General features: G+C 51.2%; 24 protein-coding genes. 20 read left to right on the forward strand and 4 right to left on the reverse strand.

Annotated features, from left to right (window positions below; genetic code table 11):
• Positions 1–22: 22 nt before the first annotated feature.
• The 15 genes from H6A20_RS03385 to H6A20_RS03450 all read left to right on the forward strand — a co-directional run bounded on the left by H6A20_RS03385 (position 23) and on the right by H6A20_RS03450 (position 15502).
• Positions 23–1249 carry a chitobiase/beta-hexosaminidase C-terminal domain-containing protein gene (locus H6A20_RS03385; protein WP_204905755.1) on the forward strand — a complete coding sequence of 409 codons (1227 nt, stop codon included), beginning with the start codon at positions 23–25 and terminating at the stop codon, positions 1247–1249.
• A gap of 124 nt (positions 1250–1373) precedes the next feature.
• Positions 1374–2372: a GH25 family lysozyme gene (locus H6A20_RS03390; protein WP_204905756.1), complete on the forward strand. Its 999-nt coding sequence runs from the start codon at positions 1374–1376 to the stop codon at positions 2370–2372.
• A 272-nt stretch (positions 2373–2644) separates the two neighbouring features.
• Positions 2645–3682 carry a recombinase RecA gene (gene recA / locus H6A20_RS03395; protein ID WP_204905757.1) on the forward strand — a complete coding sequence of 346 codons (1038 nt, stop codon included), beginning with the start codon at positions 2645–2647 and terminating at the stop codon, positions 3680–3682.
• 1 nt (position 3683) lies between these two features.
• Positions 3684–4298 carry a regulatory protein RecX gene (locus H6A20_RS03400; protein WP_204905758.1) on the forward strand — a complete coding sequence of 205 codons (615 nt, stop codon included), beginning with the start codon at positions 3684–3686 and terminating at the stop codon, positions 4296–4298.
• Positions 4299–4382: 84 nt separating this feature from the next.
• Positions 4383–5924, forward strand: a complete 1542-nt coding sequence (rny, locus tag H6A20_RS03405) for a ribonuclease Y (RefSeq protein WP_207750367.1) — start codon at positions 4383–4385, stop codon at positions 5922–5924.
• A gap of 81 nt (positions 5925–6005) precedes the next feature.
• A complete protein-coding gene (locus H6A20_RS03410) occupies positions 6006–6548 on the forward strand; it encodes an NUDIX domain-containing protein (RefSeq protein WP_204905760.1) in 543 nt (180 codons plus the stop codon).
• A gap of 63 nt (positions 6549–6611) precedes the next feature.
• Positions 6612–7151, forward strand: a complete 540-nt coding sequence (locus H6A20_RS03415) for a stage II sporulation protein M (protein ID WP_204905761.1) — start codon at positions 6612–6614, stop codon at positions 7149–7151.
• 52 nt (positions 7152–7203) lie between these two features.
• Positions 7204–7941 (forward strand): tyrosine-type recombinase/integrase, encoded by a 738-nt coding sequence (locus tag H6A20_RS03420; protein ID WP_204905762.1) that lies wholly within the window; start codon positions 7204–7206, stop codon positions 7939–7941.
• Between the two features lie 170 nt (positions 7942–8111).
• On the forward strand, positions 8112–8999 hold the full coding sequence (locus H6A20_RS03425) for a sulfide/dihydroorotate dehydrogenase-like FAD/NAD-binding protein (RefSeq protein WP_204905763.1): 888 nt from the start codon (positions 8112–8114) through the stop codon (positions 8997–8999).
• Positions 8999–10387, forward strand: coding sequence for an NADPH-dependent glutamate synthase (gltA, locus tag H6A20_RS03430; protein WP_204905764.1), 1389 nt, complete (start codon positions 8999–9001; stop codon positions 10385–10387). Before H6A20_RS03425 ends, gltA begins: the two co-directional genes overlap by 1 nt.
• 88 nt (positions 10388–10475) lie before the next feature.
• On the forward strand, positions 10476–10955 hold the full coding sequence (rlmH, locus tag H6A20_RS03435) for a 23S rRNA (pseudouridine(1915)-N(3))-methyltransferase RlmH (RefSeq protein ID WP_204905783.1): 480 nt from the start codon (positions 10476–10478) through the stop codon (positions 10953–10955).
• Positions 10956–11280: 325 nt separating this feature from the next.
• Positions 11281–13515, forward strand: a complete 2235-nt coding sequence (locus tag H6A20_RS03440) for a hypothetical protein (protein ID WP_204905765.1) — start codon at positions 11281–11283, stop codon at positions 13513–13515.
• A gap of 161 nt (positions 13516–13676) precedes the next feature.
• Positions 13677–13796, forward strand: a complete 120-nt coding sequence (locus H6A20_RS13495) for a DUF6019 family protein (RefSeq protein ID WP_243426105.1) — start codon at positions 13677–13679, stop codon at positions 13794–13796.
• A 153-nt stretch (positions 13797–13949) separates the two neighbouring features.
• Positions 13950–14861 (forward strand): MBL fold metallo-hydrolase, encoded by a 912-nt coding sequence (locus H6A20_RS03445; protein ID WP_204905766.1) that lies wholly within the window; start codon positions 13950–13952, stop codon positions 14859–14861.
• The gene (locus tag H6A20_RS03450; RefSeq protein ID WP_204905767.1) at positions 14858–15502 is read left to right on the forward strand and encodes a cyclase family protein; all 645 of its coding nucleotides are present in this window, start codon (positions 14858–14860) and stop codon (positions 15500–15502) included. Before H6A20_RS03445 ends, H6A20_RS03450 begins: the two co-directional genes overlap by 4 nt.
• A 7-nt stretch (positions 15503–15509) precedes the next feature.
• Here the strand turns inward: H6A20_RS03450 and abc-f are convergent, their stop codons facing one another.
• From abc-f to H6A20_RS13990, 4 genes are all read right to left on the reverse strand, one after another.
• The gene (gene abc-f, locus H6A20_RS03455) at positions 15510–16985 is read right to left on the reverse strand and encodes a ribosomal protection-like ABC-F family protein (RefSeq protein WP_204905768.1); all 1476 of its coding nucleotides are present in this window, start codon (positions 16983–16985) and stop codon (positions 15510–15512) included.
• 721 nt (positions 16986–17706) lie between these two features.
• Positions 17707–18864 (reverse strand): IS91 family transposase, encoded by a 1158-nt coding sequence (locus H6A20_RS03460; protein ID WP_204905769.1) that lies wholly within the window; start codon positions 18862–18864, stop codon positions 17707–17709.
• A complete protein-coding gene (locus tag H6A20_RS03465) occupies positions 18857–19438 on the reverse strand; it encodes a tyrosine-type recombinase/integrase (RefSeq protein WP_243426106.1) in 582 nt (193 codons plus the stop codon). The genes H6A20_RS03460 and H6A20_RS03465 overlap by 8 nt, the downstream gene beginning before the upstream one ends.
• The gene (locus H6A20_RS13990) at positions 19357–19764 is read right to left on the reverse strand and encodes a phage integrase N-terminal SAM-like domain-containing protein (RefSeq protein WP_420846585.1); all 408 of its coding nucleotides are present in this window, start codon (positions 19762–19764) and stop codon (positions 19357–19359) included. Before H6A20_RS13990 ends, H6A20_RS03465 begins: the two co-directional genes overlap by 82 nt.
• Positions 19765–20040: 276 nt before the next feature.
• Between H6A20_RS13990 and H6A20_RS03470 the strand changes: the two genes are divergently transcribed.
• The 5 genes from H6A20_RS03470 to H6A20_RS03490 all read left to right on the forward strand — a co-directional run bounded on the left by H6A20_RS03470 (position 20041) and on the right by H6A20_RS03490 (position 23384).
• Positions 20041–20700 (forward strand): suppressor of fused domain protein, encoded by a 660-nt coding sequence (locus tag H6A20_RS03470; RefSeq protein WP_204905770.1) that lies wholly within the window; start codon positions 20041–20043, stop codon positions 20698–20700.
• A 12-nt stretch (positions 20701–20712) separates the two neighbouring features.
• Positions 20713–21417, forward strand: coding sequence for a hypothetical protein (locus H6A20_RS03475; RefSeq protein WP_204905771.1), 705 nt, complete (start codon positions 20713–20715; stop codon positions 21415–21417).
• Between the two features lie 104 nt (positions 21418–21521).
• On the forward strand, positions 21522–21938 hold the full coding sequence (locus H6A20_RS03480) for a helix-turn-helix domain-containing protein (protein ID WP_204905772.1): 417 nt from the start codon (positions 21522–21524) through the stop codon (positions 21936–21938).
• A 248-nt stretch (positions 21939–22186) separates the two neighbouring features.
• Positions 22187–23125, forward strand: a complete 939-nt coding sequence (locus H6A20_RS03485; RefSeq protein ID WP_204905773.1) for an RpnC/YadD family protein — start codon at positions 22187–22189, stop codon at positions 23123–23125.
• A 64-nt stretch (positions 23126–23189) separates the two neighbouring features.
• Positions 23190–23384, forward strand: a complete 195-nt coding sequence (locus H6A20_RS03490; protein WP_204905774.1) for a GNAT family protein — start codon at positions 23190–23192, stop codon at positions 23382–23384.
• Positions 23385–23467: the final 83 nt, after the last annotated feature.

The following is a 23467-nucleotide window of genomic DNA, read 5'->3' on the forward strand; positions in this document are numbered from 1 at the left end:
TGGGAACAGGGGGTATCGCGAGATGAAGTGCAGAAAATGCGGCTATGAGATACCCGATGGAGAATTATACTGCAGGCGGTGCGGATGGGAGGTCCGCATCGTGCCTGATTACAATCCGCTTGACGATGTTCTTGCGGCGCAGGTGAAGGGAAGTATAGACGGAGAGGAGCAGCCCTCCACACCGCGTACAGATGCGGGAACTTCCGGCCTCCGAAAGACAAGGGGCCAGGGGACCCGGCGGGTGACGTCCCAGACAGGGCGGCGCACGACCCGCAGAACGGCGGCAATGGATCCGGAGCGTGAGCGGCGGCGACGGCTTGCCGAGAAGAAAAGGGAAAAGAAAAAGAAGCTGAGAAGGAGGATCCTGCTTGCGCTCTTCCTTCTGGTAGCAGCGATAGCTGCCGCTGTCTTTTTCCTGTACCAGAATTCATACGCAGGCCAGGTGTCAAAGGGAAACAGGGCTGCTGCGGAGCGGGATTATAAGACGGCAGAATCCTGCTTTAACCGGGCGCTGAAGAAAGACCCGGGACGTGGGGAAGCCTACACAGGTCTTGCAGGCGTTTACCTCGCGCAGGATCAGCAGGACGCGGCGGAGGAACTCTTCCTGGACGCTATCAAGTCCTACCCGGATGAGGTGCCTGTCTATGAAGCGTGCATTCAGTTTTACCGGGATACAGACCAGCCGCAGGAGGTGTCGGTGATCCTGGAAGATGCGCCGGAGACTGTGAGGAGCGAGCTTAGCGCGTATGTTTCAGAGGCGCCGTCCTTCAGCCTGGATGACAGCGAAGTCTTTGAGGACGTACAGCAGCTTGCCCTGGAGTCGGATGGAGAGGCCATCTATTACACGACAGACGGAAGCGATCCGACTACGTCCAGCCAGAAATATACGGAGCCAATCCAGATTGGGGAGGGGACGACCACCGTCTCCGCCATCTCTGTCAATCAGGAAGGGATCCCCAGCCTGCCGGCTGTCAGGGAGTATACGGTGGAATTCCCCATCGAGGACGCGCCGGCCGTGACGCCGTCCACAGGGCAGTATGATGAGCCGACCCAGATCGAGATCCAGGTGCCGGAGGGGTACACAGCCTACTACACGACGGACAGATCTGATCCGACAGAGAGATCCACACAGTATACAGGGCCCATTGACATGCCGGAGGGCAATACGATTTTCAAGGCTGTCCTTGTCAACGGGAAAGGGCGCCTGACCGGTGTGACCACGAGAAATTATGAGCTGACGCTCGGATAACAGACAAAGAGAAGAGAGCCTCTGCAGGGACCGCCTGCGGGGGCTCTCTTTTGTCATGTGCGCCCTCCCCGGCATAAGATAAGATGAGGACAGGAAACAGAAAGGATGATCCCGGGCCATGGCTATGAATGGCATTGATATCAGCAACCACCAGGCCGGCATCCGGCTTGCCGACGTGCCCTTTGATTTCGTGATCTGCAAGGCGACGGAAGGGACCGGATTTGTGGACCGGTACTGTGACGGTTTTATACAGACGGCTGAGAGCATGGGAAGGAAGACCGGCGTATACCATTACGCCACCGGACAGACGTCCGGGAGGGAGGAAGCGGAGTATTTCTATGAGAATACGAAAGGATATATCGGGAAATGCCTCCTGGCTCTCGACTGGGAGGGCAGGACAGTGGAGAGGGGGCCGGCCTATGCACAGGCCTTTCTGGACCGCATCAGGGAACTGACAGGCGTCCGGGCGCTCATCTACATGAGTAAGAGCGTCTGCAGGGAGTGGGACTGGAGCAGCGTGGCCGCCGGGGATTACGGTCTCTGGTGCGCCCAGTATGCAGGCGACAGTCCGACAGGGTACCAGACAGACCCCTGGACGGACGACGGCGGGACCGGGGCCTTTCCCATGACGGCGATCTACCAGTACAGCTCCAGCGGGCGACTGCAGGGTTATGACGGGAACCTGGATCTGAACAGGGCCTATATGGACGGGGCAGCCTGGGATAAGTATGCATCTCCCGGAAAAGATGCCTCCGCACCGGAGCCAGAGCCGCCGGCCAGACCCGCACAGATCGCCGTGGACGGATCCTTCGGGCCGGCCACCGTGCGGCGCACCCAGGCGTACTTCGGAACGCCGGTGGATGGCATCGTCAGCTGCCAGCCCGCATCAAACAGACAGTATCTCTACTCCGCCTATGCGGGATGCTGGCAGTTCCTGGAGGCAGGATACGGGGCAGGTTCCGATATGGTCCGGGCCATGCAGAGAAAATTCGGCGCGACCGTGGACGGCTGGGCCGGGAAGGACACGGTGCTCCACATGCAGGCGTTCCTGGGAGTGACCCGGGACGCCAGTATGGGGCCGGCCACAGTATCGGCGTGGCAGGCCTGGCTGAACCGACAGTAGAAGAAAACACAGTTGACATATGGCTGCGGGCGTGCTATAATCAGGCTGCAGTGAAGGCGGGAGATCTCCCGAACGGCTGTAAGTTCATTCTGACCAGGCAGCGCGCAGCCTGTGTCTGTCACGCGGGATCCCGCTCTGGATTTCCCTGCAGAGAAAGTGGAAAGAAAATTCCAAATTATGATTGACATTTGCACATAACTATACTACTATAATGTACATGGAACGAACATTCGTTCGTGTTTATGACAGAGATGGATAAGGAGAACGATAGAATGGCTAGTGAAGATAAGAAGAAGGCGCTCGACGCCGCCATCGCAAAACTGGAGAAAGATTTCGGAAAGGGCACCGTCATGAAACTTGGCGACCCCAAGGCGCATGTCCATGTGGAGACGATCCCAACCGGCTCCCTGAGCCTGGATCTGGCCCTTGGGCTTGGCGGGGTGCCGAGAGGCCGCATCGTGGAGGTGTACGGACCTGAGTCAAGCGGTAAGACGACAGTGGCGCTCCACATGATCGCAGAGGTGCAGAAGCGGGGCGGGATCGCCGGCTTCATCGATGCGGAGCACGCGCTGGACCCCGTCTACGCGAAGAATATCGGCGTGGATATCGAGGAGCTCTACATCTCCCAGCCGGACAGCGGTGACCAGGCGCTGGAGATCGCGGAGACGATGGTGCGCTCCGGCGCCATGGACATTATCGTGATCGACTCCGTAGCTGCGCTCGTGCCCCGGCAGGAGATCGAGGGAGATATGGGCGACAGCCACGTGGGCTTGCAGGCGAGACTCATGTCCCAGGCGCTGCGCAAGCTGACGCCGGTCATCAGCAAATCCAACTGCGTGGTGATCTTTATCAACCAGCTCCGCGAGAAAGTGGGCGTCATGTTCGGCAATCCGGAGACGACGACGGGTGGACGCGCCCTTAAGTTCTACGCATCCGTGCGCATGGATGTGCGGCGGACCGAGACGCTGAAGCAGGGCGGGGAGATCGTGGGGAACCATGTCCGCGTCAAGATCGTAAAGAACAAGATCGCGCCCCCGTTTAAGGAGGCGGAATTCGATATCATGTTCGGCAAAGGCATCTCCCGGGAAGGGGATATCCTGGATCTTGCGGCCGGCATCAATCTGGTGAACAAGAGCGGCGCCTGGTACGCCTACAACGGCGACAAGATCGGCCAGGGGCGGGAGAACGCCAAGAGCTATCTGACCGAGCACCCGGAAGTGATGGCGGAACTGGAGGCCAAAGTGAGAGCTTACTACCACATTGACGGAAGCGACGGGGATGACGGCGCCCGGACGGAAGAGGAAGAGTAGGATGACGGTGACGCAGACAGAAGCAGCCGGAACCGGGAACAGATACAGAGTGTACCTTGACGGACAGTTCGCCTTTGTGCTCTACAAGGGCGAACTGTCCCGCTATCATATCCGGCCTGGCAGGGAACTTGAGCCAAAGGAACTGGAAGAGATCCGCGCGCTCGTGATCAAAAGGGCGCGTCTGCGCGCCATGAAGCTGCTGGAGATATCGGACCGCTCCGAGAGCGCGCTCCGCAAAAAGCTGACCGACTCCGGGTACACGGAGGAGATTGCGGAGGACGCCGTCTCCTATGTGAAGTCCTTCGGATACATCGATGACAGGCGGCTTGCCGCCAATCTCGTGGACAGCCGGAAAGGACAGAAGAGCCGGGCAGAGCTCAAGGCATGGCTTATGGGAAAGGGTCTGTCAAAAGAGCAGACAGAGGAGGCTCTTGCTGCGTCCTACACAGGCAGCGACGCCAGGGAAGCCATACAGCGTCTGGCGCGGAAAAGGCATTTTGATCCGGGCAGCGCGACAGCACCCGAAAAGCAGCGGTTTTGCGCCTATCTGGCGCGGAAAGGCTTCCGCTATGAGGACATCCGTCAAGTAATACAAGTTTCTGATTGGAATGCTTGACATCTTTGTGAAAACAGTATAAAATTTAACTGTTGTAGTTGTACAATGAAAATTTAATAAGGAGGTGCTCCTGTGCCGAATGTTATGATCATTGCTGTGGCAGTTGTTCTCGTGATAGCGGCGGCAGTCATCAGTCATTTCGCGACCGTGTCCAATCTGAAGAGGAACGCTGAGTCCAAGATCGGAAGCGCGGAGACAAAGGCGAGAGAGATCATTGATGACGCAGTCAAGACAGCAGAGGCCAAGAAAAAGGAATCCCTCTTGGAAATCAAGGAAGAATCGATCAGAACAAAGAATGAGCTCGAGAAGGAAACAAAAGAAAGACGGGCGGAATTACAGCGTTATGAGAAGAGAGTCCTCTCCAAGGAGGAAGCTTTGGACAAACGGTCCGATGCGATGGAGAAACGGGAAGCAGGGTTTGCGGCAAAGGAAGAACAGCTCAGGTCCCGCGAGGCAAAAGTGGAAGAGCTGAGCAGACAAAGAGTACAGGAACTAGAAAGAATCTCAGGACTTACCTCCGAACAGGCAAAAGAATATCTGTTGAAAACTGTTGAAGATGATGTGAAGCATGACACTGCGAAGATGATCAAGGAACTTGAGGCGCAGGCGAAGGAAGAGGCGGACAAGAAAGCGAAAGAGTATGTTGTCACAGCCATCCAGAGATGTGCCGCTGATCATGTGGCAGAGACTACGATTTCAGTCGTACAGCTTCCAAGCGATGAGATGAAGGGAAGGATCATCGGACGTGAAGGCCGCAATATCCGCACCCTTGAGACGCTCACCGGCGTGGAGCTGATCATTGACGATACGCCCGAGGCGGTCGTTTTATCCGGATTTGATCCCATCCGGCGCGAAGTCGCCAGGATCGCTCTGGAGAAGCTGATCGTGGACGGCCGTATCCATCCGGCAAGGATTGAGGAGATGGTGGAAAAGGCCCAGAAGGAAGTGGAAGCAGTGATCCGGGAAGAAGGAGAAGCCGCAGCGCTTGAAGTCGGCGTACACGGCATCCATCCCGAACTGATCCGGCTTCTGGGAAGAATGAAATTCCGGACCAGCTATGGTCAGAATGCATTGAAGCACTCCATAGAGGTGGCGCAGCTTGCAGGACTTCTCGCCGGCGAGATCGGACTGGATGTCCGCCTTGCGAAGCGGGCCGGACTCCTGCATGACATCGGCAAATCCATCGACCACGATGTAGAGGGATCCCACATCCAGATCGGTGTGGAACTTTGCAGAAAGTACAAAGAATCCCCGCTTGTGATCAACGCGGTGGAAGCACACCACGGCGATGTGGAGCCGGAGTCGCTGATCGCGTGCATCGTACAGGCGGCTGATACGATTTCAGCGGCCAGACCGGGTGCGAGAAGAGAGACGATTGAAACATACACAAACAGATTAAAACAACTAGAGGATATCAGCAACCAGTTCAAGGGTGTTGATAAATCTTTTGCTATTCAGGCAGGTAGAGAGATTCGTATCATGGTAGTTCCAGAGCAAGTATCTGATGCAGATATGGTATTACTGGCACGAGATATTTCCAAGCAGATCGAGTACGAGCTGGAGTATCCAGGACAGATAAAGGTTAATGTCATCAGGGAATCCCGGGTGACGGACTACGCCAAATAAATGTAAACCAAAAAGCATATGGCCAGCCTATTTAGAGGCTGGCCTTTTTCATGACCAGAACAGGCAGGAGGGAGAGAACATATGGCAGATGAGATAAAGAGGATTGACAGAAAGCTCGCGTACAAGGGGGCAGTGATCAATGTGTATCAGGACACGATGCAGTTTGCGGACGGGCACACGGCCCAGTGGGATTTCATACACCACGACGGGGCCGCCGCCGTGCTTCCGGTCCTTCCGGACGGCAGGATCCTGATGGTCAGGCAGTACAGGCCGGCGCTTGACCGGTATACGCTGGAGATTCCGGCCGGCAAACTGGACGATCCGAAGGAGGCAGGGATCGTGTGCGCGTCAAGAGAGCTGGAGGAGGAGTCCGGATACCGCTGCGACCATCTGGAACCCCTGCTTGTGCTCCGGACGACCGTTGCCTTCTGCAACGAGCGGATCGAGGTGTTCGCGGCAAGGGAGCTGACCTCGTCCCGGCAGCATCTGGATGCAGACGAATCCATCGATCTGGTGCCCTGCACGCTTGCGGAACTCAAGGAGAAGATATTCGCCGGGGAGATCGAAGACTCCAAGACGGTGGCGGCCATCCTGGCCTACGCGGTCAAGTACGGCGCAAAATAGGGAAGTCATACCCACGCCTTTTGTCAGCATATAATGCAGTATCCTGACAGAGGAGGCGATGGGATGACGGCGAGAAACCGCGGGAAACTGTTTCTCGGACTGTGCCTGGCAGGTTTCCTGCCCGGCATCATTTATGCGAATACAGGCTCAAGGGAGTATATCCTGTCCATGGAGATCCTAAGCGATGCGTTTCTGGAGCAGTATGCGGACGCGGAGCGCACAGGCGGGTTTCTCCTGTACATCCTGGCTGTGCGGGTTTCTCTGCTCGGCGGCCTTGTCCTGCTCGGGCAGGCGAGAAGGCTGCGCCGTTTTGCGGCGGGGGCTGTGCTGCTGTGGACAGGCTTCCTCGGAGGACTGTTCATGACGGCAGCTCTGATCAGACTGGGGCCGGCAGGCATTCTGTTCTGTATGGCGGCCCTCCTGCCGCAGGCGTTTTTTTACGCTGTCGGATACGGGATCATCCTGTGGTACTTCTTTTCCTGCCCGGAGGGAAGATGGAATTCTGCCAAGACGGCGGGCGTTGCCGTGGCACTCGGGACGGGCATTTTATGTGAAAGTTACTTAAATCCGATTTTTCTGAATATTTTTCTAAAAACAATTTGATTTTTTCGATGTTTCTTCGTATAATTTAAACTATACGATGGGAGATAAAGATATGGAGAAAATAGTTTTAGAGTATGTAGAGTATTTAAAAGAAGTGAAGGGGATTTCTCTGAATACAGAGATGGCATACCGGCGCGATCTGCTGAAGCTTGTCCGCTATCTCGACGAGCAGGGTGTCCGGGAGGTCAGCCAGATCACAGCGACCAATCTTAATTCCTATATGCTTCACATGGAGAAGCAGAAGCTTACAAACACGACGATCTCAAGAAATGTCGCTTCGATCCGGGGATTTTTCAACTATCTCTTCAAGAAGGATTATATCAGAGAGGATATCTCCGAAGGGCTCACAAGCCCGAAGATCGAGCGCAGGGAGCCCAAGAGCGCATCCAAGGAGGACGTGGCAAAGGTGCTTGCAGTTCCGAACGGCAAGACGCCGAAGCTGCTCCGGGATAAGGCGATGATCGAGCTTCTCTACTCGACAGGCATCATGGTGGAGGAACTGGTGAGTCTGAAGATCCAGGATGTGAATATGGAGATGGGGTATCTGCAGTGCCATTTCCCGACAAACCAGAACGCATATCCGATCGACAAGCAGGCTATGAAGGCCATGCGGGCTTATCTGAAGAACGGACGCGAACCGCTTCTCAAGGGACACGGCTCAGACGTGCTGTTCCCGAATATCAGCGGCCGGAAGATGAGCCGTCAGGGATTCTGGAAGATCCTGAAAGGATATGCCGCCAAGGCAGGCATCGAGGGGACGATCACTCCGAGCATGCTCCGGCATTCCTAAGTGGAAAATTGTATATTGTATGTAACAGCAGCCGGCAGAAAATCTGCCGGCCTTTTTCTGGAAAATGTGCGTCCGGCATCTTTTTTACAAAAAAATGTGGACGCAAAATGTTGCTATTTCGACTTATTTGCATTATCATTAAAACAGTATGAATATTAGGAGGATGCAAGATGTACAAGATATTGAAGGCTGAAAAACTGGCTGACAAGATCTATCTTATGGATGTGGAAGCGCCGCGCGTTGCACGCCACTGTGAACCGGGGCAGTTCGTGATCGTTAAGATGGACGAGACAGGCGAGAGGATTCCTCTGACGATCTGTGACTACGACAGGGAGGCAGGCACCATCACGATCGTGTTCCAGACGGTGGGCGCCTCTACGGAGAAGTTCGCAGCCCTGAAGGCTGGCGATGCCTTTGAGGACTTTACAGGACCGCTGGGATGTCCCTCCGAGTTCGTCCATGAGGATATCGAGAGCCTGAAGCAGAAGAAGATCCTGTTTGTCGGCGGAGGCGTGGGAAGCGCGCCTGTATATCCGCAGGTAAAATGGCTGAAAGAGCACGGCGTTGACGTGGACGTCATCATCGGCGCCAAGACGAAGGATATGCTGATCCTGGAGGATGAGATGAAGGCGGTTGCCGGCAACTATTATCCGTGTACGGACGACGGTACATACGGCCATGCAGGCATGGTCACGACCATGGTGGAAGAGCTGGTCAACGGGGGCAAGAAATACGACCTGTGCGTGGCCATCGGCCCGGTGATCATGATGAAATTCACCTGCCTGCTCACAAAGAAGCTGGGCATCCCGACGATCGTCAGCATGAACCCCATCATGGTGGACGGAACCGGTATGTGCGGGGCCTGCCGTCTGCATGTGGGCGATGAGATCAAGTTCGCCTGCGTGGACGGGCCGGAGTTTGACGGACACCTTGTGAACTTTGACGAGGCGATGAAGAGACAGCAGATGTACAAGACCCAGGAGGGCCGGGCGCTGCTGAAATTACAGGAGGGTGATACCCATCACGGCGGATGCGGAAACTGCGGAGGTGACGAATAATGGCTGATGTGTTAAAGAGAGTACCTGTAAGAGAGCAGGATCCAAAAGTCAGAGCGACAAATTTTGACGAAGTATGTTACGGATACAACCAGGAGGAAGCGATGGAGGAAGCCTCCCGCTGCTTGAACTGCAAGAACGCGAAATGTATGCAGGGCTGCCCGGTTGCCATCAATATACCCGGATTTATCTCCAGGATCAAGGAGGGAGATATCGAGGGCGCCTACCAGGTGATCAGCGAGTCTTCCGCCCTTCCGGCGATCTGCGGACGCGTATGTCCCCAGGAGTCCCAGTGCGAGTGCAAGTGCATCCGCAGCATCAAAGGCGAGCCGGTCTCCATCGGCAAGCTGGAGAGATTCGTGGCGGATTACGCGCTGGAGCATGATATCATGCCCCAGAAAGCAGAGAAGATGAACGGCCACAAAGTGGCAGTCATCGGTTCCGGACCGTCCGGCCTTACCTGTGCCGGAGATCTGGCGAAGCTTGGCTACGAGGTGACAGTATTTGAAGCCCTTCACAAGCTGGGCGGCGTGCTCGTGTACGGCATTCCGGAGTTCCGTCTTCCCAAGGAGAAGGTGGTACAGAAAGAGATCGAGAAGGTAAAAGGCCTGGGCGTAAAGTTTGAGACAAACGTGGTGATCGGCAAGTCCACCACCATCGACCAGTTGATGGAAGAGGAAGGCTTTGAGGCCGTATTTATCGGATCCGGCGCCGGACTTCCCATGTTCATGGGCATCCCGGGAGAGACGGCCAACGGCGTGTTCTCTGCCAATGAGTATCTGACAAGAAGCAACCTGATGCGCGCTTTTGACGACTCTTATGATACGCCCATCGCGGCAGGAAAGAAAGTGGCCGTCGTAGGCGGCGGCAACGTGGCTATGGACGCGGCAAGAACGGCTCTCCGTCTGGGAGCGGAAGTGCACGTGGTATACCGCAGGAGCGAGGCGGAACTTCCGGCCCGTGTGGAGGAAGTACACCACGCGAAAGAGGAAGGCGTGATCTTCAACCTGCTGACCAATCCAAAGGAGATCCTTGTGGACGAGAACGGCTGGGTAAAGGGCATGCGCGTGATCCGCATGGAGCTGGGCGAGCCCGACGCATCCGGAAGAAGACGTCCGGTGGAGATTCCTGGATCTGAGTTTGAGATCGAGGTCGACACGGTCATCATGTCCCTTGGCACCTCCCCGAACCCGCTGATCGCTTCCACGACGAAAGGACTGGAGACGAACCGGAGAAAGTGCATCGTAGCCGAGGAGGAGAACGGTCAGACATCCAAGGCATATGTGTTTGCCGGCGGAGACGCCGTGACAGGCGCAGCGACCGTTATCCTTGCCATGGGAGCCGGAAAAGCAGGAGCAAAGGGAATCCATGAGCTTCTGTCACAGAAATAGGAAATAAAAGACTGTTAAAAGTGACATGACCAGGGAGAAGGAGAGGGCTTTTGCCCGGCCTTCTCCCTTTTCAGACAGGAGGAAACAGGTGAAGATCACCCTCATCACAGTAGGAAAGATCAAGGAGAAATACTTAAAGGACGCCATCGCAGAATACAGCAAGCGGCTTTCACGCTACTGTAAACTGGAACTTGTGGAGGTGGCAGACGAGAAGACGCCGGATCAGGCGGGCGAGACACTGGAAGAGCAGATCCGCGACAGGGAAGGGGAGCGGATCCTGAAGCAGATCCGGGAAGACATGTACGTGATCACCCTGGAGATTGGCGGAAAGATGCTCTCATCCGAGGAACTGGCGGACAAGATAGAGAAACTGGGGATTCAGGGACACAGCAGCATCGCATTCGTGATCGGCGGTTCCATCGGGCTTGGGAAAGAAGTGCTGGCGCGGTCAGACTTTGCCCTCAGTTTTTCAAAAATGACCTTTCCCCACCAGCTCATGCGGGTCATCCTGCTTGAGCAGGTGTACAGAAGTTACAGGATCATCAATGGAGAACCATATCATAAGTGAGCGAGGTCCTTTGGCAATCTCCATAAATGAATGATCCTATGATCTGCAGATTTTATCTAAACTTCTCAGTCGCTGAGAAGTTCATCGGTTGTTGTATTTAAAAGTTTGGTAATACTCCCGGATTTTCGAGCCGCAAATGTTGTTGGTTCCCTTTGACGATCTGTTTTTATACAAGAATATACCTCCTTAGTCGTATCGCAGTAATTGGTTAAGAATTACAGTGCGATTGAAAATAGTATTATTCCATGCTAATATTGATTAAATGATGACATTCACTAAATGTCATAAACAAATCGTTATTATATCCTTAAGGAGGGAAAAATCTGTGAAAAAGAGAGGAATTTTCAGCGTTCTTCTCGCGATCATGCTGATGCTGACCGTGATCCCCGCAAAGGTGTCAAATGCGGACGGCGGCTATGAGGCATCATCCTGGGAAGAGTGGCTGCAGATGAGGGAGCAGGGGATCTGGCCGTCTATAGACGCTACTGACGGTTTCCAATGGCCGGAAGAGGGATGTACCCTGGTAGTCGACAGGGAACTTAGGTTCTCGGGAGACTGGGTGATCCCGTCGAATGTAACCGTTATTGTAAAGGTTCCGGTGCGTCCGGGAGGAGTGATCCTGCCATCGACAGAGATACGCCCGTCCAGCCTGACGATCTACGGCACATGGCAGCACTCCGGAAATCAGGCAAAGATCCAGGAAACCTATTCCGAACAGTACACAGACCATGTGATTTTGACGGTAGGGGACGGCGGAAAATTTATTATCGACAGTGATACGGATCACCAGCAGTTTGAAAATATGACGGTAAAAAGCGGGGGCACACTGGAGATTAACAGGTATGAATCTTACGCTTTTGGGCAGGATAATGTACTGACGCTGGAGCCGGGAGCAAATGTGACCGGGACCGGAAGCCTCAGACTGGACGGCGAGATCTGCGGAGCCGGGGCGGAAGTAAGCATCCCGGTCGTCGTCCAGGGCGGCTATATGAGCGGGGAAACAAATGCCGTGCTCTCCGGGGATTTGACAGTGAGCCAGATTTGGCAGCATGACAGCACGCTTACCATTCCGGCAGGAAGCAGCGTGACATGCGATGATCTGAGAATGGCTCCCTATCAGGCGGCTGATACAGCGGTTTTGAGTGTAGAGGGAGATCTTGCGGTAAATGACGGCATTGATTTCGCTGGTCCCGGGCAGAAAAATATAAATATATCCGGCTGCCTGTCAGTTGACGGATATACTTCTCTGAGAGAAGGAACTGCTTCGATCAATCTCACGGATACCGGCGTGCTGGATGTACACAAAACACTTGATTTCCTGTCAGCAAACGGGAAGATCACAGGAACCGGAACGATCAAGGTCTACGGGACGATGGAAGGGGATGTCCTCCATCTGGATTCCATGATTACAGTCGACGATGAATACCCGTGGATTGACGACATGAAGACAGAGGCGGTCGCAAAGGGATATATGGATGATACCATTACGATCTGGAAGAGCTGGGACTGCGATCACCAGTGGGTAAAAGGTGAGACAACGACGCCGACCTGCAGCAGTGAGGGGTACACAACTTATACCTGTTCGATCTGCGGCTCTACAAAACAGGACGATTTCACAGACAAACTTCCGCATACGCCTGATGCGAATACAGACTGTACGAAAGATACCCTCTGTATTGTCTGCGGCGAGGTAGTAAGACCTGCCGGAGAACATACATATGATGAGGGAACGGTAAAGACAGACGCGACATGCACAGAACCGGGAGTCATGAAGTATACCTGTAAGGCGTGCGGCACTGTGAAAGAGGAAGAAATCCCGGCGAAAGGACATCAGTGGATCTCAGAGACAGAGGAGAATCAACTGACTTATACCTGTAGCGTATGTAAGGAAGAACATTCCTTCCAGCTTGAAGCAGATTCGTCCGTTAGTCTGAGTCTTGGCGCAAAGGCAGTGGAATCCCTGGCGGCGCAGGCAGAAGCAGAAGGATATGAAGATCTTCGGATCCAGGCAGAAGTGATCGGGGAAAGCAGCCTTACAGAGCAGCAGAGCGAGGCATTGAAGGCTCTGACAGATGACGCCCTTTTGATCCGCGTGACACTGGAAGCTGTGTCCGTCGACGCAGCGGGAAATGAGGAAGTGACGGTTCTCCATGAACTTGGCGGGGAGGCGCAGATCAGCGCGGAGTATGACGCGGGAGATTTACAGGAAGGACAGGCCGTAAAAGTCGCTTACATTGCCAAGGACGGAACAACAGAGGATATGAAAGCAGTTTATGGAAATGGGGAAGTAACGTTTGTTACAACGCATTTCTCTGATTATGCCGCATATGTGGAAGAAACGGAAATCGAAGATCCGTCTGATCCGGAGGATCAGCAGAAACCATCAGGAGGAGATTCCGGAGACAAAACGGGTACAGATAAAAAAGACGGGAAGTACAATGAAACAGAGTCCGGTGTTCCAAAGACAGGAGATGAGGCAGCAGCGCTGTTGTGGCCCTTCTGCATGGCTGCAGCATTCGCATGCGGGGCGGGAGTTATCCTTAAGAGAAAAATGAAATAATCGTACCTCAAGAAGCGGAGGAATAGATTTACTTACTTCTTTTAAAAGAGCGTGGACGGATGATGTCCCGCTCTTTTTGTATAAGTGAGAATTAAAATGACAGGGAAATAAATGAATGGTATAATGAAGGAAATGGTTTTATAAATTGGAGGGGAAAAGATATGGAATGGCTACCGCTTATGATAATAGCGATTTTCATCGGAGCATTAGGATTATATTATATTGTAAAATGGGCAGTAAAAGATGCATTAAAAGAATATTTTAAGGATAAAAGAATTTAGAATTGCGGCAGGCAATAGATATTTATTATCAGAGCAGACTGGCAAAACAGATTGAACAGGGAACTTATGGGATAGAAAATATGGATTACAAGTACCTTGCAGAAGATTTAATCGAGAATGTACCAGAGCTGTTTTGAATAAGAGGTGAAGCGGATGTATGAGTTGATACAGGTGTCGGATCACGACTATTACATCGACTGCCCGGCCAGGATTGGGCTGGTCAGGGTGGGCGGCAGTGAAGTAGTCCTCATCGACAGCGGGAATGACAAGGATGCCGGGAAAAAGGTGTATCGCATACTGGAGTCGAACGGATGGAACCTCCACGCCATCCTGAACACCCATTCCCATGCAGACCACATCGGTGGCAATCACTTCCTGCAGGAGAAGACCGGCTGTAAGATCTACGCAAAAGGAATGGAATGCGTCTATTCCAACACGCCCCTCCTGGAGCCCACAGGTCTGTACGGAGGCCGTCCTTTTAAGGAACTGAAAAACAAATTCCTGCTGGCAAAGGAGAGCCGGGTGCTTCCGCTGACCAGTGATGTTCTCCCTGCGGGGATGGAGATTCTGGACCTGCCTGGCCACTGTTTTGACATGGTCGGATTCAGGACAAAGGAAGGGACTGCATATATCGCAGACAGTCTGTCCTCGGAAGAGACCCTTGCCAAATGCGGGATCGGTTACCTCTGGGATCCGAAAATGACGCTGGAGACCCTGGCCTATCTTAAGATGCTGGATGCCGCATGTTTCGTGCCGTCCCACGCGCCTGTTATGACGGAGAAAGAGCAGCTAGTCAGGCTCGCAGACGAGAACATAGATGAAATCATGGCGATCAAAGAGAAGATCCTGGAACTGTGCGGCGTCCCGGTCACTTTTGAAGCGCTGCTGAAGCAGGTTTTTGATGCGTATCATCTCCGGATGTCAGCCCAGCAGTATGCGCTGATCGGAAGTACGCTCCGGTCCTATCTTTCCTGCCTGTATGAGGAAAATAAGATCACGTATTACTTTGAAGATAATCAGATGTTCTGGCAGACGCAAACAGGTATGCCGAAGGAGGAAGCATGAGAGTCATCGACCTGACCCACACGATCAGAGAGGATATGCCGGTATTTCCCGGAACGGAAAATGTCAGGCTGATCCCGGTAAACACATATGGAAAAGACGGATTTAAAGAAACACTGCTTGAGATCTCCACACATACAGGCACCCATATGGACCCGCCGGCGCATGTATTGGCCGGCAGGACTACGCTGGATCAGTTTCCGGCAGAGCAGTTTATCGGGAAGGCGCTTGTCATAGACTGCCGGGATCTGAAGGAGGGGCAGGCCATTTCAATGGCCTGTATCCAAAGAGCGGGAGAGAAGGTAAGAGAAGCAGAGTTTCTTCTGTTCAACCTGGGCTGGGACAGGCGCTGGGGAACAGAAGACTATTTCGGGGATTTCCCGTGTTTGGATGAGGAAGCGCTGGCGTTCGTGCTGCAGGGACACTATAAAGGGATCGGATTTGATGTGATCAGCATCGATCCCATTTCGGATGAGAACCTGACCCGCCACAAGAAATTGTTCCAGACGTGCGACATCGTGAATATTGAGAATCTGAAGAACCTTGATCTGTGCGGGGACGACCTGTTCTGGTTCAGTTGCTTTCCTCTGAAGATCGAGGGAAGCGACGGCGCCCAGGTCCGGGCGGTTGCCTGGTTTGAATAAAATGGAATCAGGAATCTTCCAGCCGTATGCTCCTGGTTGCAATATTCTTCCTGAATGCGAGATCATGTTCTACAAAAATCATGGTCGGAGAAAATTCTTCTATCAGCTTCTCGATCTGCATACGGGAGTAAATGTCGATATAGTTCAGCGGTTCATCCCAGACATACAGGTGCGCTTGCTCGCAAAGGCTTTTGGCGATCAGCACTTTTTTCTTCTGACCCGCTGAAAAATCCTCCATTTTCTTTTCAAACTGTATGCGTGAGAAATCCATTTTCCGCAAGATCGCCTTAAATAAACTTTCGTCTATCTGGCTGGCTTTTGCAAATTCTGTCAGAGACCCGTTCAGCATGGAAGTATCCTGCGGGACATAGGACAGGATAACTCCAGAACCGATTGTGATCGTGCCGCGATGATCGGTCTGCTGTCCGGTCAGAAGTTTTAGAAGGCTTGTTTTTCCGGAACCGTTTTTCCCGTCCAGAGCAATGCGTTCTCCTTGTTTTACGGAAAATGAAATGGGCAGGCAGACATCTTTGCCGTCAAAAACCGGCACAACATCCGAGAAAGTCACTAAGGTATCTGCATGATAGAGCAGCGGGACGATCTTTAGATCTTCTGCAGTCTCCAGATTTTTGAGAAGGTGGGATTTTTCCTCAATTGCACGTTGCTGCCGTATCTGGACAGACTTTGAGCGCTTCATCATTTTGGCGGACTTGTGGCCGATATACCCGCGGTCAACCGGGCCGTTTCCATATTTGGAAGCCTCCATCCGGTCTGACCAGGCGGACGTTCTTTGAGCGGACTTTTGCATAGTATCAATGCTTTTCTTTAGTTTTTTATTTTGCGCGAGTTCAAATTCCTGCTGGCGCTGGAAATTGGTGAACCAGGTGGAAAAGTTCCCCCTTTGCACTTCTATGTCTGACCGGGTGATGGACAGGATATGGTCAACACAGCCATCTAAAAAACAGCGGTCATGGGAGACCAGGATGAATCCTTTTTTTCGTTTCAGGTATGCGGAAACGGTTTCCCTGGCTTTCATATCCAGATGGTTTGTCGGCTCATCGATCAGTAAAAAGTGGCCGCTATTCAGAAACAGAGCGGCAAGCAGCACCTTGGTCTGCTCTCCGTTTGACAGTGTAAAAAAGGGCCTCCAAAGTGCATCTTCACGGACTTCCAGATAGGACAGTTCTCTCAAAAGTTCCCATTCTTCTGCCAGCGGGCACACTTCCGAGAGAATGTCTGTGGTGAGTCTGTTCTTGTTGCTGACAGGATATGGGAAGTAATCAAATTGTACAGAAGCCTGTATTTTTCCCTGGTATTCGTACTTTCCAAGCAGAAGATTCAGGAAAGTAGTTTTTCCTCTGCCATTTCTTCCAATAAATCCAAGTTTCCAATCAGTATCTATCTGAAAGCTGACGTTTTCAAAAATATTGTCATAGCTGGATGGATAGGCAAAGGTAAGGTTTTCCACCCGGATCATCGACATATTGCATTCCTCCTTCGCTGTATGGATAAAGAAATTAAAAAAGAGCTGCAAGAAAGTTATTTCCTGCAACCCGTCATAGCATAACAGTATCACCCGTATCGAGAGTGATAGAATTACAATATATCGAGAAAATAGATGGTTCACTTTCTTGCAAATGGACGCAATAGCACTGTAAAACACAGCATCCATGTATCATTCAATTATCTGCAAGAAAAGTTGATCATCTTTTCACCCCTATCTTATTGTTTATGTGTGTCAGTGTAGCACAAAGATGGTGGCAAGTCAAGAATGACGGGTTGTACCGCGGATTGCTTACAAGGATAATATTTTGGGGTTATTTCTTAAGAGGTATGAAAATTATACTGTGATAGGTATTTTGACGATGAAAAATAGTACGTTGTCATGTGGGAAAAGAAAATGACAGGGTGGCATCAGAATGGTATAATTCTTCAGGAAAGTATCAGATTCAGAGCGAGAAAAAGAGCAGTTCTGAGTAAAACTGAACTGCTCTGAATGTGATCCTTTCCAATTGTACCAATTCGCGGATGATCAGCCGGAAAGCCTATGGGGATTGTATCTTTCCGGAGTGCCGAAAAACTTCATAATCCATATGAAAATCCGGTACATGGAATGATTTTTTGACGTTAAATGGATTTTAGGGTATGCTTCGCAGACCTTCCGAAGGGAGGCCTTAAAAAATCGGTATGAAAAGAATCCAGATTTATGGGAAAGGAGCATAGCTCCTCCCCAGCTGCTGCATGGCTGCGCAGCCGCATTCCGGACAGACGGCCAGATCGATGTTCCATACTGCTTTGAGCAGTTCTGCCATGGATAAACCTGCGTAGCGCTGGCGGAACCGCTGACCTCCCTGGATCCGGAAGATCAGTTTCAGATTTTTGGACTTCATCCGGTTATTGAGGAATCCATAATAGCGGATCTTCTGGAAACCGGTGGGGAGCACATGCATCAGGAACCGCCGGATAAACTCTTCATGGCTGAGCGTGATCTGCCGTTTCGGATCCCCGGGGGTCTTTCCCCGTGCAGAGAAGGTAACTTCTGTTTCCGTGACGGAAAGGATCCTGCTGTTGGAGATTGCAATCCGATGTGTATACCGCCCCAGATATTCGATGGCGTTACCAAAACCGTTAAAGGTCTCTTTGATGTAAGGACACCAGTCTTTCTCATAAAGATGGTTTTTGAAAGTTTTCCATTCAAAGGGATCTCTCAATGCTTTGCAGGAAGCGGAAAACACAAGCTTCTTCTGCTGATGCAGCGCATCCAGAAGGGCGAGATATTTCCCCTTAAACTTATCCCGCAGGACTCTGACCGGAATGAAAAATTTTGCGGAGGATTTCCGAATCCTGCGGTCAGAAGTAAGCCCGCCTCCGGAGATGATACAGTGCATATGGACATGATAGTCCAGTTCCTGATTCCATGTGTGGAGCACCTGAATGATCCCGGGCTTTGCACCAAGGTATTTTTTGTCGGAAGTCAGTTCCAGAAGCGTCTCGGCACAGCATCTATGGAGCAGCCCGTAGAGAAGCTTCTGATTACAGTGGATCAGAGAGTTGAGTTCGTGCGGAAGTGTGAATACCACATGAAAGTAAGGGGAATCAATGACTTCCGCCCTGCGTTTATCCACCCAGATTTCTTTCAGGACGGCCTGACAGTTGGGGCAATTCCGGTTGCGGCAGGAATTATTGTGGAACTCTGTATGTCCGCATTCCATGCACTCACTGATATTGACTCCGAGCCTGCCGGACTTACATGCCAGAATGGCACGGGAGGTTTTTTTCTGTTCTTCTGACTGGAAATTCCCGGACTGGCAGTAGTCCTCATAGGAATCCTGCCAGATTTTCTGAATCCTGAAGTTACTCAATGGATCCACCTCCGATCCGGTCAAAAGGGGACAGCACATTTCGGGCCTGATACGAGGCAAGATGAATATAGATCAGGGTAGAATTCAGAGATTTGTGTCCCATCAGGTTTTTAATTGTCAGGAGATCCGTCCCGTTTTCGTAAAGGTGGGTTCCGAAAGCATGGCGGAAAGAGTGGCAGGTAATCCGGTGTTCCCAGCCGAGGGACTCTTCATGGGCCCGCATATGCCGCATGATATAAAACGTGTCAATAGGCCGGGAAGGATCCGTCTGCTTCGGAAAAAGCCAGTGGTAAGGGCGGTCATATTCAAACCAGTATTGGGTGAGGATATCCAGTGCTTTCTGTGAAAGGAGGGCATAGCGGTCAGAACGGTTTTTTGAATGTGCGATATGGATCCGCATATTTTTTCGTTCGATATCACAGTAACGCAGATGGCAGACTTCGCCAACCCTGAGACCTGCAGAATACATGAGGGAGACCATAGCTTTCGGTTTTAGGTCTGAGAAAGAGGAAATAAAAATATCCGCTTCTTTTTGAGTAGGGACATAGGGAAGGTAGGAATCGAATTTCCGCATAGGAAGCTGGGTTGGATCCCATGGTTTGTGCAGGACAAACATGGTGAAGAAACGGAGCTGTGAGATACAGTGGAGATACAGTGGTTGATCGTGCGGTCAGAAAGGGAACGTTCTTTCTGCAGCCAGCGGATAAAATCCCTGAGTTCATCCCAGGAAACGTCTTCCGGCTGTTTGTGAAGAAGCGTGTGCAGGTAATCCAGATAAGAACGGATGTAAGTAGAATAAGATGTTACGGTATGATCGGTAAGACCACGCAGGGAGATCATCTCCCGGTAAACATTTAAATAGTCCATGACAGAACCTCCTTGAAAAGATGTAGTAATCATTGTCAGGTTACGGATCTATCAAGGCGGTGGTCTTGGAAAAAGATAAGATATGTAGTTGTTGAGTCTAAAAATCCATGATAAACTAAACATAGCAGTTGGCGGTTTATGAAGATTGGTGTGTGTGGTAACTCAACAATACAACATAAATACAAAAACTGCTATTTTTTTCGAAAAAGCAGCGGAATTATGTACCTTGCACTAGCCGTCGCGCCAGCGACTTGGTACAATAGACGAAATGATTCACAAAAAGAAATAAGCGGGCGAGGAGATATGACAATGACGCGAGAAGAATATGTGGCAAGAATGAATTCCGAGGACGACTGGGCGCCTGGTTGGGATGCGGTTGAGGAGGAATTTGCTCGGTTATATCCAGGAAAAGAGCCTGCTCATTATGGCACGGAAATCCACGCAAGGGCCATGTTTGGCGTGGATAATTATCTTGACGGTTATTCGCTTTACGATTCCGGAAAAGGCTACCAGCATATTGTTACATACGGAATGAGTGAGCTTTATATGAATGAAGAGGCCTTTGGCGGGGAATACAGCAGGTGGGGCTATGAGATGACTATAAAGCTGAAAGAAAGCAGGCCCGAAGATTGTCTCTGGGCTCTGGATATGCTGTCCAATCTTGCCCGGTATACCTATACGACCGAGCGGTTCTTTGAAGCCGGGGAGTGCGTGCCCGGAAACGGGACGTCCCTTCATATGGGGACGGATTCCCTGATCACTGCGCTTGTTACGGTAAATGACACTTCCGCCCAGACACTGAACACGGTCCACGGAAGAGTGGAATTTATCCAGTTTGTGGGAATAACAGAGGCGGAACTTGATAAGATACGGGAAGATCACGGAAATCTTCCGCTTTTGATTGAGAAAATGAGAGAAGATAATCCAGAATTGATTACCGACATGCAAAGAACAAGATCCTATTTGTAAAGCAGGAATTGAATGAAGATTACAGGGACAAAATCTTACATACAGATTGAAGAAGAAAATGGAAATATCGCCAGATTTGATGGGGAAGCCTGCCTGGGGGAATTTTATGCATATGCCAGCTCCATCCGGTGGGTCCGCCACAGGGGCGAGGCAACAGACGGGGACCGGATCGATCTGATCTACCGGGCGACCAGATATGGAAAAGAGACGGATACCAGAGTTCTTTTTTTCGATGTCGATGGCAGCGTAATGTTTGAGACGGAGCTGAGGTTGAAAACTGAAGTGAATTTTTTCAAAGGCCAGCTCCTTTTCCCAGTGGTGGTCGTTTTATCTTTGTTTTTCTCTGCGCTGCTGATCGCGGCGCTGGATGTGGTAAGTCCAGGGTTTTATCTTGCATTTTGCGTGGGCTCCCTGATGTTTGCCAGTCCGTTTCTTATCTGGATGCTGCGGATCTGCAGGTTCCGGCTTATGGCAGAGGGCTGCGACGTTACGTTTACTCCTGTTTTTGGAAGAAGAGATCGCTTTCCTGTGAGTGCGATCACCCGGGTCGTCCGCAGGACCAGGAGAGACTGCGGATGTGAGGAAGTGAAAAAGATTCGGATTTATACCGATAGCAGGCGGATCACCATAACCCGGGAAATGGAAGGGATCGACGACATGGATGCCTATCTTCTGCGGCATGTGGATGCAGAAAAAATCATCACCAGACGGCGCTAAACTGCAGGTAAACTATCGGTCGGGGAAAGGAAACCGGCAGTCGGTTGAGTTCCGTAAGCAGAGAATGTTAACATGCAGTCATCAAAGCAAAGGAGTGAACACATATGAGGCAACAGACATTTGGAACGATGATCGCAGCGCTTCGCAAAGAACAGGGAATGACCCAGCTTGAGCTGGCGGAGAAAATGGGAGTTACGGACAAGGCAGTGTCAAAATGGGAGCGGGATCTGTCCTTCCCTGATATAAACAGCCTTCCCAAGCTGGCGGAGATTTTTCATGTCTCTGTAGATGAACTGATGCAGGTGAAAACGGATGCAAAAGGAAATGGAGAAGAGAAGCATAAAACCGCTGAGATCGTGAATCTTGCATTAAAAGGCGTTGCCCTGGCAATGGGAGTTGCGGTTATGGTTCTTTCCATTCTTAATGAGATTGAAAGTGACAGTGCCATCCGCATGCTTGGGATCGGCCTGGCCTGTCTGGCGTTTGCGCAGATGGCGCAGAAGAAAGATGGCAGAGGGTAGATTTGTCTATTCTGCCATCTTGTTTTTTAAGAGCTTATCCACTATAATGAACAGACAATCAATGGGAAGGTTCTTCTTCCCACAAAGGGCCGGATCTTCCGGCTGTCCATTTTTATCCGGCGGTTTCCGCCATTTATTTCCAGACCTTTTTTAGAGCTCACTTAAAGGTTGCAACGCTTTGTTTTGTTTTCTATAATGAAAGGAGAAAATTAATGATGCAACAATTTCATACTCAGGAATATCCTGCTGTGAACCGCAACTACAAGGATCGCCTGTTTCGTTTTGTGTTTAAGAACAAGAAGGATCTTCTGGATCTATATAATGCGATCAACGGAACGGACTATGACAATCCGGAAGAGCTGGAGGTCAATACCCTGGAAAATGTTCTGTACCTTTCCATGAAGAATGATTTGTCCTTCCTGATCGACGCGGAGCTAAACCTGTATGAGCACCAGAGTACTTACAATCCCAACATGCCTATGAGGGGGCTTCTGTATTTCGCAGGTGTTTACAACAGACATATTTCCAGCCGTGAGATCAATATTTACAGCAGTTCACCTAAAGTGTTTCCTTTTCCCCAGCACATCGTGTTCTACAACGGGACCCAGGAGGAACCGGACCGGAAGATTTTAAAACTGTCAGATCTTTTCCGGCGGCCAAACGGGGAGAAAGAACCCTGCCTGGAATGTCAGACGTTGATGTTGAACATCAATTACGGGCATAACAGGGAATTGATGAAGAAATGCAGGCGTCTGGAGGAATACGCCATCTTCGTGGACACCATCCGGAAGAATCAGGCGAAGGGGCAAGACCTGCAGGAAGCAGTGGAAGCGTCGGTGGAAAGCTGTATTGCCGGCGGGGTTCTGGCGGATATCCTGAGAGCGCAGAAAGCAGAGGTGGTACAGATGGTACTGGAAGGATTTGACCAGGAAGCATACGAGAAAGCCATGAAAAAAGAGGGCTATGAAGATGGCTATCAGGAGGGAAAAGAAGACGGATATCAGGAAGGGAAAAAGAGCGGATATCAGGATGGAATCGAGCAAGGAATTGAGCGGGGAATCTGTGGGTTGATCCGTTCCTTAAAGGAATTCGATATTCCGAAGGAGCAGATTTTGCAAAAACTTCAGGACACCTATGAACTTACAGAAGAAGAAGCCAGGGGTTATATAGATAAAATTTGTAGATGAGAGATCGTTGGAAACAAAAGAGGATTATGAGAAAATGCAGCTTCGGGAATATATTTCTTCTGATGTGGAACAGTTGGCAGAATTGTTTTACCAGACGGTTCACAGTGTCAATGGGAAAGACTATTCCACAGAGCAATTAAATGCATGGGCAAACGGGAAAGTGGATCTGCAGGAGTGGAACCGCTCGTTTCTGGAACATTACACCATTGTGGCGGTTGAAAACGACAGAATCGTGGGGAGTATCCCAAAGTTTGTGTAAACCTTCAAACTGATGTAAGATAGACTTACCAGTTTGGAGGTTTATTTTATGGCAAGGAAAAAAGATACCCCACAAAAAGCAGC

The organism is Mordavella massiliensis (genome assembly GCF_016901695.1).
Lineage (GTDB): Bacteria > Bacillota > Clostridia > Lachnospirales > Lachnospiraceae > Claveliimonas > Claveliimonas massiliensis_A.

Bases quoted from the DNA above. Each gene is read 5' to 3' on its own strand.
- H6A20_RS03385 (WP_204905755.1), top strand. From the start codon at position 23: ATGAAGTGCAGAAAATGCGGCTATGAGATACCCGATGGAGAATTATAC.
- H6A20_RS03390 (WP_204905756.1), top strand. From the start codon at position 1,374: ATGAATGGCATTGATATCAGCAACCACCAGGCCGGCATCCGGCTTGCC.
- recA (WP_204905757.1), top strand. From the start codon at position 2,645: ATGGCTAGTGAAGATAAGAAGAAGGCGCTCGACGCCGCCATCGCAAAA.
- H6A20_RS03400 (WP_204905758.1), top strand. From the start codon at position 3,684: ATGACGGTGACGCAGACAGAAGCAGCCGGAACCGGGAACAGATACAGA.
- rny (WP_207750367.1), top strand. From the start codon at position 4,383: ATGATCATTGCTGTGGCAGTTGTTCTCGTGATAGCGGCGGCAGTCATC.
- H6A20_RS03410 (WP_204905760.1), top strand. From the start codon at position 6,006: ATGGCAGATGAGATAAAGAGGATTGACAGAAAGCTCGCGTACAAGGGG.
- H6A20_RS03415 (WP_204905761.1), top strand. From the start codon at position 6,612: ATGACGGCGAGAAACCGCGGGAAACTGTTTCTCGGACTGTGCCTGGCA.
- H6A20_RS03420 (WP_204905762.1), top strand. From the start codon at position 7,204: ATGGAGAAAATAGTTTTAGAGTATGTAGAGTATTTAAAAGAAGTGAAG.
- H6A20_RS03425 (WP_204905763.1), top strand. From the start codon at position 8,112: ATGTACAAGATATTGAAGGCTGAAAAACTGGCTGACAAGATCTATCTT.
- gltA (WP_204905764.1), top strand. From the start codon at position 8,999: ATGGCTGATGTGTTAAAGAGAGTACCTGTAAGAGAGCAGGATCCAAAA.
- H6A20_RS13495 (WP_243426105.1), top strand. From the start codon at position 13,677: ATGGAATGGCTACCGCTTATGATAATAGCGATTTTCATCGGAGCATTA.
- H6A20_RS03445 (WP_204905766.1), top strand. From the start codon at position 13,950: ATGTATGAGTTGATACAGGTGTCGGATCACGACTATTACATCGACTGC.
- H6A20_RS03450 (WP_204905767.1), top strand. From the start codon at position 14,858: ATGAGAGTCATCGACCTGACCCACACGATCAGAGAGGATATGCCGGTA.
- abc-f (WP_204905768.1), bottom strand. From the start codon at position 16,985: ATGTCGATGATCCGGGTGGAAAACCTTACCTTTGCCTATCCATCCAGC.
- H6A20_RS03465 (WP_243426106.1), bottom strand. From the start codon at position 19,438: ATGCGGAAATTCGATTCCTACCTTCCCTATGTCCCTACTCAAAAAGAA.
- H6A20_RS13990 (WP_420846585.1), bottom strand. From the start codon at position 19,764: ATGATTACTACATCTTTTCAAGGAGGTTCTGTCATGGACTATTTAAAT.
- H6A20_RS03470 (WP_204905770.1), top strand. From the start codon at position 20,041: ATGACGCGAGAAGAATATGTGGCAAGAATGAATTCCGAGGACGACTGG.
- H6A20_RS03475 (WP_204905771.1), top strand. From the start codon at position 20,713: ATGAAGATTACAGGGACAAAATCTTACATACAGATTGAAGAAGAAAAT.
- H6A20_RS03480 (WP_204905772.1), top strand. From the start codon at position 21,522: ATGAGGCAACAGACATTTGGAACGATGATCGCAGCGCTTCGCAAAGAA.